Here is a 16,676-nt window from a genome sequence, read left to right as displayed (position 1 = left end):
GTGCCGCACCTGGACCGCCGTCGCCGCCACGGCACTGCAGCGTTCCGAAGCGGCGATCCGTTGGCTTCGCTACGCCCAGGGATGGCTTATGCAAAAGCAGAATTGAACACCTGCGTACCGTTGAATTGCGTATGTTTGCAGCGACTGCATAAAGTTTACAACGTGTGCAAGAAATCCCTTGTGGATTTCTTGCACACGCAGTCGTCAGGGGCGATTGCTCAAAAAATGGAACTTTCTTTGACTCGCCTGGAGTATGCCGTGACGCAGAATCTCGTCTCCATCAGCTACACCGACGAACAGCTGGCCGCCGCCGACGCCGCCATCGACCAGCTCGAAACCGTCTTCGCCAATTTCATCGCACTGACACCCGCCGAACGCCGCAGCATCAACCGCATGGGCGACATCACGCAGCCCTTCTGCGAAAAAACCCTGCGCATGATGGAACAGAACGCCAACCTGATTCCGCCCGTGCTCGACGTGGCCGAAGCGCGCAACGACCTGCTCGCACTCAACCAGCTGATACCGCGGCTGGAGCGGCTGGAACGCCTGGCCGAACGCGGCAGCGATACCCACGCCGCCCTGGGCAGCGACGTCTACATGCTGTGCCTGGCCGGCTACGGCATCATGGACAAAGCCGGCCTGGGCCAGGGCCTGGACAGCCTGCGCAAGGAACTGTCCGTACGCTTCGCCAAGAAGCGCCGCAAACCGACCGAAGAAGCGGCCGCCGCCAAGGGCAAGAAAACCGGCTCGGCCAAGGAGAAGGACACGCCTGAGACCGACGACGACAATACGTAACGCAACCGTGCCCGTCGCGCCGGTTGTGGCGCGGCGGGCATCGCCGGCAGTCCAGCACCCTGCGGTTGGCGCCCTACCCCGGTCGCCACCCGCGGCGAACAGCGGCTACCCGGTCGAAAGTCGCTCCGGCGTAGTGGAAACCGCTTCCGGAAGGGAAAAAAGTCGCAACGACCCGGTCGAAAGCCGCTCCGGAGCAGTAGAAAGCGCTTCGGTTGAACAAAAAAGTCGCAACGACCCCGTCGAAAGTCGTTCCGGGGTAGTAGAAACCGCCTCCGTTGAACAAAAAAGTCGCAACGACCCGGTCGAAAGTCGCTCCGGGGTAGTAAAAACCGCTTCCGTTGGACAAAAAAGTCGCAACGAGCCGGTCGAAAGCCGCTCCGGGGTAGTAGAAACCGCTTCCGTTGGACAAAAAAGTCGCAACGACCCGGTCAGAAGTCTTTCCGACCCCGGTGGGACCGGACTGCTTTTCTCGTCAAAAGTGGGGCATTCCGCCCACCCCGCTGGGACTGGTTTGCATTTCTCCTTCCCCTTCAAGGGGGTGAAGAGTGATCGCTCAGAACCACAGGTTCTGATCACTCTGAACGCCCGACGGGCCGGACAGGCCGGGATGGGGATGGTGTTTGCCGCAGCATGCGCGCGCCGTGACAAAAGCCGGAGCGGCGCAGCACCGCCCCGGCAAGGGGACTCACGGCCCCGGATGGATACAGGCTTCCACCAGCCCGCGCACATCGCGCGAAAGAATCGCCAACGCATCCAGAATGCCGCCATGCGAGCGCGCATCCGGCGCTTCCAGCTGCGCCAGCGCCACCGTCTCGCTGATGGCCTGGATAGCCGCGATGCGATCAAGGATTTCCTCGTACAACGCCTCGCGCTGCGCCGGCGTATCCAGCACATACGCAAACATCACCGGCTCGGCCGATGACACATCGCGACGCAGGGGGAAAAACGAACCTTGGCGGGTCATGGCGCGCACCTCCCGGAGAAGGGAACAACGCCGCCAACGCGGACAAAGCAACCGGGCCTCAGACAGAGCCCGCAACACGCATACCGGTCTTCCATGGACAACTCCCTTTGCGTGGAGTCGCCACCCGGAACAGAAACGAAAGAAAGGGTGGCGAACGGTGTGCGGGTTGGCAGACCGGCTAGGACCGGCGAGCCTTGCGGCTCCCCACACACCGCCGCCAGAAATCGGCAGACGACGCCACAAAAATTCCGGGCGAAAAAAAACGCCGGAAATGATGCGGCGCGGTGTGCGCCTAGATCGGGCTGCCAAGCCCGGTTGCCGAATTGGCGGCAACGAGAGGATTGTTGTACTCGCGGCAGCTAGCGTCAAGGGCGTGGATTTGTCCCTCAATGAGATTGAGCTTCGCAAACGATGCCACAATCGCAAAACCAAGTAGCCGCGCCCCGCGACCCCAGCAAGACTCGCCCGCCCGAATTTGCTTCGAGGTGCCCGCATTCAACAACTGGTTGATTGGCTGCACGTGGACTTGACGCATCCTCATCGACCCACCATTCGGTCGAATATTCGTAATGTATGTCGACTCACAACTGGGACGAGGCAAGAAAATGGGCGAGTTTACGAAACGGGTCCGCGCTGACACTGTCCCCGGACCGCTGAGGCGAGCATTCACTCCCGAGAAGTGGCAGCGCGCATTCGCTGAACTGCAGGAGCCCGATGCCGTCGACCACGACACCTATGCCGCCGGACTAGCTCTTAACGGAAAACTTGGAGCGATCCGGGGGGTTCTGAAACTGTCGTCCTCTGAAAGCGTCTCCGCAACAACAAAGCTCCGGGCGTTTCTAGCAATCGCAAACTACGATTTTTTTGTTGCACGCGACAAAACAAAGCTTGCAATGGAAAAGTTTCGGACTGAAAGAGAGGGCAAGTCGAAAGAAGTTTACACCTTGGAAGAAATTGCCTCAGTGAAGCTCAGCTTGCCAGGTGGATTTGAGTGGAAGCCCGACGAAATCTTCGAGAGCCTTGTGGATGGCATCGAACTACCGATAAAGATCATCTTGCAAGATAGTCCTAGCTTGGCGGGAAACCCTCAACTGAATCAGATCCAATGGGGCGAGGTTAGCCGCGAACTCAACTTAGGTATCCTGTATCGCTTCACCGAGGATTTGTGGGATGACTGCCTTTGGAATAGCTATCAGATGGTTGAGAAGGATCAACGTAAGGTATTCCTGCCACGGGATCTAGATGTTCTCCGTGCCCATCGGATCGGCTTAGCACGACGGACCTCGATCGCGATGAGTTTCGGAGTCATGGCGACACAGTTCCTTAGCGATAGCCTCAATAGGAACGCACGACTACGGGTCCGCGAGATCAGCGGCATCGAGCGTCAAGGCAAGCGCCAGTTCATCAAAGTAGCCAAGCATGGTGTTGCGACCGAAGTACTTAAGGAGATTTCCGTACTTCGTGCCTTTGCCTCAGAGGCCTACTACGGTGATTTGTTAGAGGAGCGCTTAGAGTCTCTTCATGGATTGACTTTATCCGCACTAATCGACGCATGGATGGTCATTTCTCGCGCCGCGTATATGCTGATGCAGTCCATTGATGAAAAGAATATCTACAACGTCTCGGAGAAAATTTGCACGAATGCTCGGCTCCCTGAGTTCGCGCCCACGTTGCAGATCGAGGCACTTGTGGACGCGTTGGAAGCTGCAGCCGGGATCAGCAAGCCGGAAGGCAGGCGTCTCGTAGAGTTCTTCACGTTTCGCGGTGCGGCAAAGCAGGAGATCTGGGCGCAGCCGCTCGTACCTGTCGGACCGGAAACCGTGACGCCTGTTTTTGCTGCAGTCGTGTCCCCAAACTTGAGGCGGCTGGTCGATGTATGGATGAATCAGGCTGGCATTGACCTTGGGAAACGAGGACCGGCTTTCGAGGCCCATGTCCGGAAGCTTGTCATTGAAACAATTGCGAAGTCGAAGGTGCTATCGCCCGTTGCGGCATGCATTGAGAAGGACTATACGTTCAGGCCGAAACACGGGCGTGAGGAGCAGATCGATTTGATCTTCTCCATCGGAAACACGGTCTTTGTTGCGGAAGCAAAGTGCATTCTTGAGCCCACTGATGCCAAGGGTATGGCCATGCACCGTAAGACCGTACTTGGTGCAGCGGAGCAGGTACTTCGCAAGGTCAAATCGTTGGACGAAAACCGAACCGCGTTCATCGCTGACGCACGTCAGTTTAATATGACGTTGGCCGAGGATTTCGTGGTCAAGCCTTTGGTCATCGTGAGTACCAGCACGCATGTGGGCGTTGCTGCGCTGGCGGTCCCCGTTATCGACGAGTTGATTCTTGGTCGCTATCTAGACGGCGAGCTGGAAGACATCGCCTATCAGCCGAGTGATCCAGCGTCGTCAAAACGACTGAAGACCCTGTTTTACTCCAATGCCACTGAGGCTGAAGACCAGGCCTCGAACTATTTCGCGTCCCCGCCGCAACTGCAACGATTCGTGGAAGGGTTGCGCAAGCGCCTCGTCCCACTCTACGCAGCGAACGATACCGACTGGACTGCGTACATCGTGACGCTGGAGTGTGTAGCGGGCGGCGTGCCAATTTCGCTCAAAGGCAGCGCCGCCTTGACTGTCGAACCGGCCTCAACTTCGCCCTCCCAGAAGCTAACAGGATTGGGTTAACTTCCCGCGTCGCAAAGTCAACGGGGTCAGGTTAACCTCCTGCGCCAGACAAATAAGTCAACCCAGGTGGCGCTGAACATGGAACATTGCGTAACCGGCTTGGTCACCCGGACCGACAAGTTGCGCACGTTTGCTCGGCAATTTTCGTTGCCTGAGCCAATCGCGCTGACGGGTGGACTGAAACTACTGCCACTGAGGGACGACGATCTCGATGCAATCCTGCCCGTGCAGACCGGCAGCATTGGCCGAAGATTGCGACATACCCACAACGCGCGTCACACTCATCCAAGCCGGCGCCACGCCCTGTCCGGCCTGCCTCCAGCATAAGGTGTCCAGCGTGCTAGCCGAAGACCACGTTTCTCTAAATCGATACCTGATGCTGGTGACAAAAAACTGTCCGGCGCCCGATTCGATTCCGAGAAAGCCCACGCTATCGCAGTGTGCAAGGCGAACCCGGCCCAATTGACCCCCGCTATCCGTCGTGCTGCAGAAGTGCTTGCGGAAACGACAGTGACCGACCGCACCGTGGCGTTCATTCAGTGCCACTGCTACGCCGATATTCCAGCAGGCAGGGTTTACAACACCGCGTTTATGCTCGCCGAACCGCGCCGCGCCAGCACCACAAGAGCCGAATTGCGAGTCGCCATATTCTGGCGAAAGGTGCCAATGCTCTCGCTCGAACGCTGACACCATCATCTGGTTGTATTCGACTTTCCGGACGGAGTGCCGGCGCTGGTGAACGAGCTTCCGACCGACCGGTTTGATGGAGGAAAAACTCCACCGACAGTGGGCCTGTGCAACGCTGACTCGTGGGAGGCAATGGCTTGCTCGAAGCCGTAGAGTCGCGGAAGCTCCCGATTGCAGCGAGTTTTCCCCCGATCGTGACGAGGTGGCGCGTGGGGCAGTAATCTAGCCCCCACCGCTCGCGGGGGCGAAAACGTCCGCCACGCAAGCACCAGCACATCCGGCCTGGCCGGGTTGTCCCGATTCAGATTAGTGCTCGCTACAGACTCAGGGGATGGAATGAGCTTCGCCACCGCGTTACTCACGCTCGCCGCGGCGTTTCCTGCGGCCAATGCCTACAAGTGCAAGCAGGCCGACGGTTCCATTGCGTTCCAGCAGACGCCGTGTGCGGCGACGGCTGAGACGCTGGGACAGCACCGCTACGAGCGGCAGCCTGATGTGCCGCATACGCAATACGTGCCGTCGCGTGATAGCCGTGCGGCGCAGGAACGCGCGGCGGCCGAAGAGGCGAGAGTGCAGGCGCAGTGGGTGGCCGCGTCGCGTGGGTTGCTGGCACCCCTGCCCTCGCTGGACGCCCCCCAGGCTGACGCCTACAGCTGCTTCGACGGCGCCAAGACCTGGGTGCAGCAGACGCCGTGCCCCAAGACTGTCGTGAGGGGGCATTCGGTTCCGGTCTCGGTCTCGGTGGGTCCGCGCGGAGAAACGTCTCAAGGCACGGCCATGGTGCCGCGGGAGACGGCGGTGCAGCAGCGGCCGATATCACGCGACGAAGTCTGTCGCCAGGTACAGGCCGGCACCGCGACGGCGCAGAAGGAGCAGCGCGCCTCCGATGCCTCGTACGAGCGCAACAAACTGCGCAACAACAACGGTTGCTGAGCATCGGCATGCGGCCAGGTCAATTTAACCGTGTGCGATACCCCCTCTCACCGTTTCAGCACCGTTCAACCCTGTGCACCGGGAAATGACGCTCAACAACCTCACCGATACGGAAACCGAGGTCGTGTTCGACTGCCTGCGCTGCGTGGCTGCCGGCGATGTCATCCTCAACGACGCGGAGTTTCGTATCCTGTTCGGTATCACGTTCGACAGGCTGGAGGACATCGTTCGCCGCCTGCCGGATATCGATGAATCCGATGAGGACGTGCAGCTTGCCATCAACAACGCGCTGAACAATCTACTCGGCTACCCTCACGGACGCGACGCGCGCTTTTTGGCCCACGTTGTGGTTCCGAGACAAGAGGTGGCGCGCATCTTCTGGAAATGGCGCGGCGAGCAAAAAGGACGCTAATTCGCGAGCATTCAGTAGGTCGTAGAACGTATCCAGCGCATGGGCGAACCGGCCGCCACCGTCGACGAGGAACGCTTCCAGGCATTTCCCCACTGGCGCGCATTCGCGCGCCGTGAGTCGTTCGACGACGGAGACAACGGCCGGGTGATTGAAGTGGCTCCACCGGCGGGCGCCCCTGGCGCGCACGGAGGGGTCATCGACACGGCCCATGGAGAAATCACGCCAGGGTTTGGCAGCCCTTGGATTCTCGCGATGGGAAACCACGCGCCGTATCGGGTAACGACAAAACCCCTGGCAGCGAAAGCGCCGGGGCGCTACGGACCGCGAGGCCTTTTCCTCATCGCCGTGGGGATGCGGACATCACGGGCGGTTGAGGCAGGCAAACTTTGTTGATTGCGCCGCACGTACCAGACGACAAACCCGACGACCGCCAGCGGAGTAAGCGCCATTATCAGCATCACCAGCAGCACGAACAGGTGGTGGATTGAAAAGCTTTCCATGTCGAAATCTCCCTACGCCTACGTCTTTGCAGAAGCGTTGCGCCCCTGGCGATTCAAGCACTATCGTACACATGTTCAGGGGAGCAACAACAACGGGAAATGCGATGCGCAAGGCTTTTTCAACGAGTGCAAGCATCGCCTTGGCCATCCTGGGCGCACAGTCCGCTGCTGCGGCGGCTACGCGATGCATCAATTGCAACGACACCCAAATGTATAACGCGGCCCGGGCTGCCGGCGCATCGCCTTCGCCGATTCTGGTCTGGGATCCGGCCGATGGCGATGTCAAACGATTCAGAAATTACTGCGGCGCCTTGAACGGCGTTGATCCCGGCACCGCCGGCAAGGGCGCCACCGGCAGGACAGCCCGAGCGTCAGCCACGCAGGCGACGTGTAGTCTTCAGACCGAAGAACTCGCCGTCACGACCACGACTATCGATTTGGGCCGGGCCCTGGGCGAGGTGTGGCGTGCGACGGGCGGCACTATGAAAGGGATGATCGTTGCGGACTTTAGCGACGTGGGTTTTCCGACGTACCTGCCTGGCAAGCCCACCGCGCACAGCGTTGTGCTCGATGGCGCATTGCGCGGCCGCATTCTGGATAGGGCGAGCGAGCCAGACATCTTCCAGATGGCCCCGGGAAACATTCTTGCCGGTCCAATCGAATTCATCCTCTCGCACGGCGACGCTTTCCTGGGATTCACGGACAGCATCGTCATCACGGTAAACGTGGTGTTTGCCGACGGCTCAAAGGTTCAGGTGCGGGCACCGATGGGCGAAAACGCTACGTATGTGCCCGGGAGCGCTCGGGACAATACAGGCCAGTTGCTTCCGGATCGATCGGACAATATGCAGGATTACAACGGCAGGTGGTACTACCCTCCCGGTTCTGGCGACGACATGAACGCCTTCCTGGACCTCATGCGTCAGCTCGGCGTGCAGGTGGTCTACGGCACCACCGGGCAGGGCACCGGTGTGATCCCGTGTCGCTGGAATCCGGAGAGCAACGAGACCGTTTGCATGTTGCCCCGATGAAAAGCAGGGCAAGCATTTCATTTGAGCGAGACGACTGTCCAAAGAGAAGCCCCGTTTGCTCAGCGTTTGTCCGACACACCACACCGCGGACCGCATCCGGTCCGCGTGATTTCTCCACGGCGCCGCATCGCCAGCGATTGCCGTTTCGCTACGACGGCGGCTGCTGTGTTTCGTGCAGCCGCGTACGCACGAAGAACTCGGCTTTGCGCAGATCGCGCTGCACGGTAGAAATGGAACATTTCAACTCTGCTGCAATCTGCGCCAGATCCAGGCCGCCCCAGTAGCGCAGGGTCAGCGCATCGGCCTGTTCCGGCCGCAACTCCCCCAGTTCGGCGATCGCATTGCGCAGGTCGAACTGCTGTGTCGCGGTATCGCCCAATCCACTCGCTGCCGCCAGCGGCAGCGCCTCGCCACGCGTCTGGCGGCGGCGGTACTGATCGACCAGCACGCCCTTCATTGCCAGCACGCAGACCGCCGCAAAATGCGTGCGGTCGCGAAAGTTCGCGGCTTCGCTGGCGCTCAGGCGCAAGAACGTTTCGTGCACCAGCGCCGATACGGTGAATGTCTCGCCCTGGCGCGGCGCCTGCTGCGCGGTACGGCGCAGCGGCAGGTAGACCGCGTCGAACAGCGCATTGCGCGCCGCCGTATCGCCGTCGCTCCAGCGCTGCAGCAATTCGGTAATATCGTAACGGTCCAGATCCAGCAACATTACATATCTCCCCTACGGGAACTGTACACCGATGAATCTGCGTACTCTGACGCACGTCGAGATGTTGTTCGAGATCTATGCTGTCGCCGGCGAACTGCCGCCGGAACAGCGCGAGAGCTATTTACAGGCACACCTGCCCGAACCGCGCGATCGCCAGCTGTTGCTGGATCTACTGCAATCGGAGCTGCATTCCTCCCAGGCGGCCGGCCTGCTCGACCAGGCCTGGCCGGCTGAACCCGAGGCACTGCAGCCCGGCACCACGCTCGGCAGCTTTCGTATCGAAGGCGAACTGGGCTGCGGCGGCCAGGGCCGGGTCTACCTGGCCACCCAGGCGGCCGAGGTGGTGGAGCGGAAATTCGCCCTCAAGCTGCCGCATCGGCTCAGCGGCGAATCGCTGACCAACCTGCGCCACGAAGCACGCGCCGTCTCCAAATTGGAGCATCCCGGCATCGCGCGTTTTCTCTACATTGACAGGACGGCGGCCGGCCAATGGTTTCTGGTTACCGAGTATGTGCAAGGCCAGCGCCTGGACCAGGCGCTGCATGGCGCGCCGGCCGCGCGCGTACTCGGCGTCTTCGTCCACCTGTGTGACGCACTCGCCCACGCCCATGCCCAGGGCGTGGCGCACCTGGACCTGAAGCCGTCGAACGTGCTGCTCGCCGCGGACGACCAGCCCCGCATCCTCGATTTCGGCCTCGGCCTGATCCAGCTTCCGCAAAGCAGCAGCAAGAGCGTGCGCGGCTACACCCTGCCCTATGCCGCGCCGGAACAAGTGCGCGGCGATCCCAGCCTGCTCAGTGATATTCACGCGCTGGGCACCCTGCTGCTGCAGATCATCACCGCGACGCCGCCGGAACACCTCGTGGCACAGCGGGAGCGTCTGCGCGACCCAACCCTGTCGACGCCCTTGCGCGCACAACTGGGGCCAGACCTGTACGCCATCCTGCAGCGCGCCTGCGCCGCCGACGCAGCGGCGCGCTATCCGTCGGTCGCGCAGTTCGGTGCCGACCTGCGCGCCATGCAGGCACGCGAACCTGTATCGGCCCGCGCCTGGACCTGGCGCTATGCGCTGGCCTGCCTGCTGCGCCGCCGCCCCTGGGCCAGCGCCGCCGTCATCGCCGGCGTGCTGCTGATGGGTGTCGCGCTGCTTGCGCTGACGCTGCAGCGCGCCTCGCTGCAGCGCGCCGAAGCACAGGCGCGCACCGAGGCCGAACGCGCACGCAGCGGCATGCGCCTGCTGGTATCGGCGATGGAATCGGCCGATCCGGAAAGTGCGCCGCAGGTGACGCCGGCCGAACAGGCCCTGGTGGAACGGCTGAAGCGGGCTGCAGCGCGGTCGCCGGATGCGCAGATCCGCGCCACGGTCGACCTGGTCGTGGCGCGCATCGCGCGCAGCACCGGCGACCAGCGCGCCGCGCTGGCGCTGTTCGACGATGTCGTCGTGCGTGCGCAGCAACTCGGCGCGACCGAACTGCTGGGGCAGGCGCTGATCGCCAAGGCCGAGGCGCATACCGAACTGGCGCAGTACGACGAAGCGGCAGCGGCGCTGGCACGCGCCCGCGCGCTGCCGGCGCAGGCGGTAGAGCAGGCCGCGCTGCTGCGCGCCGAAGGCCGCCGCCTGCTCAAGGCAGCGCAACTGGATACGGCAGAGCTAAAACTGCGCGAGGCGCTTGCCGCGACGAACGCCGACGATCGTCTGCGCATCGGCACCATCAACGACCTGGGCACCATTGCGCTGGATCGCGGCCACTTTGCCGAGGCCGCCCGGCTGTTCGACCAGCAGCAGCCGCTGGTGGACGCGGTATACGGGGCGGACTCGGTTGCCGCCGGTGTCAATGCGCACAATCGTGCCAGCGCCTACCGCGGCCTGGAGCAGACCGACAAGGCGCTGGCACAGATCCGCGACGCACAGCGCATCTATGCCGCGCGCCTGGGCCCGCACAGCGCCCGCCATGCGGACGCGCTGATGGTGGAAGCCATCGTGCTGTTCGCCGATGACCCCGACCGCGCCGCCACCTGCCTGCAGCAGGCCATCGCTGCCTACCGCGAGGTCTATGGCGCGAACAGCCCCAAGATCGCCCATTCTTTGTATTTTCTGGGAAACCTATACCTTGAGGCAGGCGATGCCGATGCGGCGTTGCGCGAATTCGCCAGCGGCATCGCCATCGTGCAGCCGCAATTGCCCGCGACGCATCCGTTGCTGGCTGTGCTGAACCTGGGACTGGGCAGCGCCCTGCTCGGCCAGGACAAGGCCAGCGCCGCGCTGGCACCGCTGCAGTCGGCACTGCAGGGGATGCAGGCATCCAATCCGGAGCCGGGTCCGGCGCAGTCGTCGGTATTCAATGAACTGTCACGTGCCTACCGCCTGCTGGGCCGGGCGGCGGACAGCGAGGCGGCCAGCGCTACCGCCTATGAAGGCGTCAAGCAGGCGTTTCCGCCGCAGAGTGTGGAACTCGTCCCGTACCAGCTGGAACGCGCCGCGTCGCTGGCGCTGGCTGGCCGGGCCAGCGAAGCGGACGCCTTGCTGGCCGGTGCCCGCGCCCTGCTGGACACGCAGGGCGAGCGGCCGGCAGCGCAACGTCTGCGGCCACGCCTGCAGCGCGCCGAAGCCTATGTGCGGGATCGGCATACGGCGGACCCGGCACCGCCGTAAACGTACGGAAGATCTGACCGGTTTTTTCCGCTTCGCGCGTTTGGGCTTAATGGGACTATTCCCTTTTTCGATCATGGCGCAGCCATCCTGGCCGCGCCGGGGTTGCTGCCTGCCATCCGGGTAGCGACACCTGTCCTGGCCAGCTCTTCCGCTGACCCACAGGTAATCGCCATGATCACTTCTCTCTCCCGCTCGACGCCGATCCCAAGGCCGCGCCGCCGCCGTAGGCCGTTGCCGTGGTTTCGCGCCCTGCTCGCCGTCGCCACACTGCTGCTGCCTGGCCTTGTGGCCGCCAAATCGGTCGCGGCCGGCACCAACCGCGCCTGTGCCATCACGGCGGCCGGCGCTCTAAAATGCTGGGGCGCTTCGCCTGGCGACGGCGGCGGCGGCAGCCAGGCGCCGGTGCCGGTTTTCGGCCTGGAGCAAGGGGCTTTGCACGTCGCCCAGGGCGCCACCCAAAGCTGTGTCCTGAGCACTGGCGGCCGACTGCGCTGCTGGGGCAACAACAGCTACGGCCAGCTCGGTGACAACACCACGACTGCGCGCAGTACTCCTGCCGACGTCGTCGGCTTCGCCAGCGGGGCGCTGGATTTCGCCGTCGGTGCCGAATTCGGTTGCGCCGTCACCGCCACCGGTGGCGTGCGTTGCTGGGGCCGCAATCATCAGGGTCAGCTCGGCGACAACTCCACAACCCAGCGCAACGCTCCGGTCGATGTGCCGGGCCTGAGCGCCATCAGGGCCGTTGCCACCGGCTATTACCATGCCTGCGCCCTGAGCCAGGCCGGCGCGGTGAAATGCTGGGGCTACAACAATCGCGGCCAGCTGGGCGACGGCAGCAATCTCAATCGCCTGACGCCGATTGCCGTCGCCGGCCTGGGCAGCGGCGTCAGCGCGATCGCCGCGGGCGGCTATACCACCTGCGCCCTGCTCGCCGATGCGACCGTCCGCTGCTGGGGCCAGAACGATGCCGGCCAGCTCGGCGACGGCAGCCTGGTCGACCGGTGGCAGCCGACGGCGGTGCTTTCGCTGAGTGGCGTTGCCGAGATCAGCGTCGGCGGCTACCACACCTGCGCGCGCAGCGCTGCGGGTGCAGCCTTCTGCTGGGGTGCCAACGGCAATGGCGAACTGGGCGACAGCACGCGCCTCAACCGCCTTACGCCGGTCGCCGTCACTGATCTGGGCAGCGCCGTCACACAGATTGCCACCGGCACCGAACTGAGTTGTTTTCGCCGCAGCAACCATGAAATTCGCTGCGCCGGCAATGGCGATGTCGGTGCGCTGGGCAACGGATTCGACGGCGGCTGGGCGTCGCTGGCACAGTCGCTGGCGGCCCTGCCGGAAGCGGTCGACAAACTCGCTGCCGGCGGTCACATCGGCGCGAACATCCAGGACGGCCATACCTGTGCACGCACGCTCAGCGGCGGCGCCTGGTGCTGGGGTTCGAACTACCGCGGTCAGCTGGGCCAGGGCCATACCAACTGGAGCCGTAACGGTCCGGCCGTGGTCACCGGCTATGCCAGTGGCGTGCGCGATATCGGCGCGGGCTCCGGCCACAGCTGCCTGCTGACCCAGGCCGGCGCCGTCAAATGCTGGGGCGGCAACGACCAGGGCCAGCTGGGCAATAACGCCACCGGCAACCGCACCCTGCCGGAGGATGTGGTCGGCGCTTCCAGCCAGGTGACCCAGCTCGGTGTTGGCATTTTCCACAATTGCGTACGTACCAGCGCCGGTGGCGTGCGCTGCTGGGGCGACAACAATTTCGGCCAGCTCGGCGACGGCACCGCCACCGACCGGCGCAGCGCCGTCGACGTGGCCGGCATGCTCAGCGGCATGCGCTCGGTCAGCGCGGGTGGCTCGCACAGTTGCGCGGTAAGCAGCGCAGGCGCCTTGCGCTGCTGGGGCGACAACACCTACGGCCAGCTCGGCGACGGCACGGTTACTGCGCGTACGACGCCGGTGCCGGTCAGCGGCCTGGGCAGCGGTGTCGACAGTGTCAGTCTGGGCGAATTCCACAGCTGTGCGCTACTCAGCAGCGGCGCGGTCAAGTGCTGGGGCCTGAACGACTACGGCCAGGTCGGCGATGGCGGCAATACCCAACAACTGCTGCCCGTCGACGTGGCCGGCCTGGGCGCCGGCAGCACCAGCAGCATCGAGGCCGGCGGCCGGCATACCTGCGCGCGCAGCGGCGGCGGCCTGCTTTGCTGGGGCATCAACAACCGTGCCCAGCTCGGCGACGGCAGTACGGCCAATCGCTACGTGCCTACGCCGGCGGCCGGCCTGTCTGCGGGAGTGAACGTTTATTCCGCCGGCGGCTACCACACCTGTGCAACGCGCCAGGGGCTGGTCTATTGCTTCGGCTGGGGCGAGAACGGGCCTCTTGGCAACGGCCGCGAAACCGACTACCTGCAGGCGCAGGCGGTCGCTACCTGGCTGGTCGCGGGGGACGTGATCTTCCGCGACAGTTTCCAATAAGCAAAAACCCCGCGGTGGCAACACCGCGGGGTTTTCTACATCGCCGGAAACGCCGGATTTATTCCGCCGGCGGTTCTTCGCCGGCAGGCGCTTCGCTCGCGGCGGAGTCGTCTGCAGCCATCTCGTTGCCCGAGGCCTCAGCCGACACAGGTGCTGCGGCGCTATCGCCCGTGTCTTCGCCTTCGCCCTCGCCGTCCTCGTCACCGCCCAGCAAGGCCAGGCCGACCACGCTGGTGAGCGCTTCGTTCTCGGGCAGGCGGATCAGCGTCACACCCTGGGTATTGCGGCCGACGCGGGCGATTTCCGCCGCGCGCGTGCGCACCAGGGTGCCCTGGTTGGACACCAGCATCAGCTCGTGCGAATCATCCAGTTGCACTGCGGCGACCAGCGCGCCGTTGCGGCCGGAGCACTGGATCGCGATGACGCCCTGGGTGCCGCGGCCCTTGCGCGGATATTCTTCCAGCGGGGTGCGCTTGCCGAAGCCGCGTTCGGTCGCAGTGAGGATGTCGCCCTCGCCTTCGACCGCGATCAGCGACACCACTTCGGCGCCTTCGGTCAGCTTCATGCCGCGCACGCCGTGGGCGACGCGGCCCATGGGGCGCACTTCGTCTTCGGCGAAACGCACGGCCTTGCCGTTGGAGGCGAACATCAGCACGTCGCGCGCGCCGTCGGTGATGGCCACGCCGACCAGGCCGTCGCCATCATCGAGGTCGATCGCGCGGATGCCGTTGGTGCGCGGGCGCGAATAGTCGGCCAGCGAGGTCTTTTTCACCGTGCCCTGGCGGGTGGCGAAGAAGACGTAGCGGTCGACCGGGAATTCGCGCACCGACTGCACGGCCTGGATTTTCTCGTTCGGTTCCAGCGGCAGCAGGTTCACGATGGGCTTGCCGCGCGAGTTCGGGCCGGCGTCGGGAATCTGGTACACCTTCTGCCAGAACACGCGGCCGGCGCTGGTGAAGGTGAGCAGCGTGTCGTGCGTGTTGACGATCCACACCTGGGCGACGAAATCTTCTTCCTTCACCGCCGTGGCCGAGCGGCCCTTGCCGCCGCGCTTCTGCGCGCGGTAGGTGGTGATGGGCTGGCGCTTGACGTAACCCGTATGCGACAGCGTCACGACCACGTCTTCGGGCTCGATCAGGTCGAGTACGTCGAGGTCTTCCTGGCTGTGCTGGATCACCGTGCGGCGCGCATCGCCGTAGGCGTCGTTCATTTCCACCAGCTCGCCGCGGATCAGTGCCAGCAGCACGGCCGGATCGGACAGGATCTCGATCAGGCCGGCGATGGCCTTGAGCAGTTCCTTGTATTCGTCGGTCAGCTTGTCCTGTTCCAGCCCGGTCAGGCGGTTCAGGCGCATTTCGAGGATTTCCTTGGCCTGCACGTCGGACAGCTGGTAGCCGTGCTCGCCCAGGCCGGCGTTGGCATCGAGGTCTTCCGGACGCGAGGCACCGGCACCGGCGGCTTCGAGCAGGCTGCGCACCATGCCCGCGTTCCAGCGCCGGGCCAGCATGCGTTCCTTGGCGACGGCCGGCGATTCCGAGGTGCGGATCAGCTCGATCATCTCGTCGATGTTGGCCAGCGCAACGGTCAGGCCTTCGAGGATGTGCGCACGCGCACGCGCCTTGCGCAGTTCGAAGATGGTGCGGCGCGTGACGACTTCGCGGCGGTGGCGGATGAAGGCTTCGAGGATTTCCTTCAGCCCGAGCAGGCGCGGCTGGCCGTCGACCAGGGCCACCATGTTGATGCCGAAGGTCACCTGCAGCTGGGTCTGCTGGAACAGGTTGTTCAGCAGCACGTCGGCCATGGTGTCCTTGCGCACCTCGATGACGATGCGCATGCCGTCCTTGTCGGACTCGTCGCGCAGGCCGTCGGGCGAGATGCCCTCGATTTTCTTTTCCTTGTGCAGCTCGGCGATCTTCTCGATCAGCCGCGCCTTGTTCACCTGGTAGGGCAGCTCGCTGATGATGATGGTCTCGCGGCCGTTGGACTCGACTTCGATGTCGGCCTTGGCCCGCACCAGGATCCTGCCGCGCCCGGTTTTATACGCTTCCACAATGCCGGAAGCGCCGTTGATGATGCCGGCGGTGGGGAAATCGGGCCCGGTGACGAAGCGCATCAGGTCTTCGATACCCAGGCTGGGATCGTCGATCAGCGCGATGGTCGCGTTGATGACTTCGGTGATGTTGTGCGGCGGGATGTTCGTGGCCATGCCGACGGCGATGCCGGCAGAGCCGTTGATGAGCAGGTTCGGTACGCGCGTCGGCAGTACCGTCGGCTCCCATTCCTTTTCGTCGTAATTGGGCTGGAAATCGACGGTTTCCTTGTCGATGTCGGCGGTCAGCTCGGAAGCGAGACGGTCGAGTCGGCATTCGGTATAACGCATCGCTGCAGCGGCGTCGCCGTCGATGGAGCCGAAGTTGCCCTGGCCGTCGATGAGCGGATAGCGCAGCGAGAAATCCTGCGCCATGCGCACCAAGGTGTCGTAGATCGACGCGTCGCCGTGCGGATGGTATTTACCCATCACGTCGCCGACGATGCGCGCGCATTTGACGTAGGGCCGGTTCCAGAAGTTGTTCACCTCGTACATGCCGAACAGCACGCGGCGGTGGACCGGTTTCAGACCGTCGCGCACATCCGGCAGGGCGCGTCCCACGATTACGCTCATGGCGTAGTCGAGGTAGCTCTGCCGCATCTCGTCTTCGATATTGACGCGTATGACTTCTTTGGCTAGTTCCGCCATCGGGATTCCAGGGTTCTGACGCTAGATTGCGCTGCGAAATTGCAGGGCGGCCCAGCCGGCCGGCCGGGTGCCGAAATAACGCGCGAGCATACCACAGAA

Annotated in this window: 12 protein-coding genes; 8 read left to right on the top strand and 4 right to left on the bottom strand. The window is 63.6% G+C overall.

What is annotated here, in order from left to right; translation table 11 throughout:
* Positions 1 to 258 precede the first annotated feature (258 nt).
* Entirely contained in the window at positions 259 to 795 is a 537-nt protein-coding gene (locus tag DFR29_RS11635; protein ID WP_133818768.1) for a hypothetical protein, read from the top strand.
* A gap of 685 nt (positions 796 to 1,480) precedes the next feature.
* Here DFR29_RS11635 and DFR29_RS11630 read toward each other — a convergent pair.
* Positions 1,481 to 1,759 carry a hypothetical protein gene (locus DFR29_RS11630; protein ID WP_133818767.1) on the bottom strand — a complete coding sequence of 93 codons (279 nt, stop codon included), beginning with the start codon at positions 1,757 to 1,759 and terminating at the stop codon, positions 1,481 to 1,483.
* 605 nt (positions 1,760 to 2,364) lie between these two features.
* Between DFR29_RS11630 and DFR29_RS11625 the strand changes: the two genes are divergently transcribed.
* From DFR29_RS11625 to DFR29_RS11615, 4 genes are all read left to right on the top strand, one after another.
* Positions 2,365 to 4,443, top strand: a complete 2,079-nt coding sequence (locus DFR29_RS11625; RefSeq protein WP_133818766.1) for a hypothetical protein — start codon at positions 2,365 to 2,367, stop codon at positions 4,441 to 4,443.
* 510 nt (positions 4,444 to 4,953) lie between these two features.
* On the top strand, positions 4,954 to 5,130 hold the full coding sequence (locus DFR29_RS29140; protein ID WP_166654042.1) for a hypothetical protein: 177 nt from the start codon (positions 4,954 to 4,956) through the stop codon (positions 5,128 to 5,130).
* A gap of 336 nt (positions 5,131 to 5,466) precedes the next feature.
* Positions 5,467 to 6,063 (top strand): hypothetical protein, encoded by a 597-nt coding sequence (locus tag DFR29_RS11620; protein WP_133818765.1) that lies wholly within the window; start codon positions 5,467 to 5,469, stop codon positions 6,061 to 6,063.
* A gap of 85 nt (positions 6,064 to 6,148) precedes the next feature.
* A complete protein-coding gene (locus DFR29_RS11615) occupies positions 6,149 to 6,475 on the top strand; it encodes a hypothetical protein (protein WP_133818764.1) in 327 nt (108 codons plus the stop codon).
* Between the two features lie 314 nt (positions 6,476 to 6,789).
* Here the strand turns inward: DFR29_RS11615 and DFR29_RS11610 are convergent, their stop codons facing one another.
* Positions 6,790 to 6,975 carry a hypothetical protein gene (locus tag DFR29_RS11610; protein ID WP_133818763.1) on the bottom strand — a complete coding sequence of 62 codons (186 nt, stop codon included), beginning with the start codon at positions 6,973 to 6,975 and terminating at the stop codon, positions 6,790 to 6,792.
* A gap of 104 nt (positions 6,976 to 7,079) precedes the next feature.
* Here DFR29_RS11610 and DFR29_RS11605 point away from each other — a divergent pair, with 104 nt between their 5' ends.
* Positions 7,080 to 8,006, top strand: coding sequence for a hypothetical protein (locus tag DFR29_RS11605; protein ID WP_133818762.1), 927 nt, complete (start codon positions 7,080 to 7,082; stop codon positions 8,004 to 8,006).
* Between the two features lie 148 nt (positions 8,007 to 8,154).
* Here the strand turns inward: DFR29_RS11605 and DFR29_RS11600 are convergent, their stop codons facing one another.
* Positions 8,155 to 8,715: an ECF-type sigma factor gene (locus DFR29_RS11600; RefSeq protein WP_133818761.1), complete on the bottom strand. Its 561-nt coding sequence runs from the start codon at positions 8,713 to 8,715 to the stop codon at positions 8,155 to 8,157.
* A 31-nt stretch (positions 8,716 to 8,746) separates the two neighbouring features.
* Between DFR29_RS11600 and DFR29_RS11595 the strand changes: the two genes are divergently transcribed.
* The gene (locus tag DFR29_RS11595; RefSeq protein WP_133818760.1) at positions 8,747 to 11,368 is read left to right on the top strand and encodes a serine/threonine-protein kinase; all 2,622 of its coding nucleotides are present in this window, start codon (positions 8,747 to 8,749) and stop codon (positions 11,366 to 11,368) included.
* A 171-nt stretch (positions 11,369 to 11,539) separates the two neighbouring features.
* Positions 11,540 to 13,840 (top strand): RCC1 domain-containing protein, encoded by a 2,301-nt coding sequence (locus DFR29_RS11590; protein WP_133818759.1) that lies wholly within the window; start codon positions 11,540 to 11,542, stop codon positions 13,838 to 13,840.
* A gap of 58 nt (positions 13,841 to 13,898) precedes the next feature.
* Here DFR29_RS11590 and gyrA read toward each other — a convergent pair whose 3' ends face one another.
* Positions 13,899 to 16,577, bottom strand: coding sequence for a DNA gyrase subunit A (gyrA, locus tag DFR29_RS11585; protein ID WP_133818758.1), 2,679 nt, complete (start codon positions 16,575 to 16,577; stop codon positions 13,899 to 13,901).
* Positions 16,578 to 16,676 lie beyond the last annotated feature (99 nt).

The sequence above is a fragment of the Tahibacter aquaticus genome (genome assembly GCF_004363655.1).
GTDB lineage: Bacteria > Pseudomonadota > Gammaproteobacteria > Xanthomonadales > Rhodanobacteraceae > Tahibacter > Tahibacter aquaticus.
Note: the sequence above shows the minus strand (reverse complement) of the source record. Positions and strands in the feature narration are given on the sequence as shown.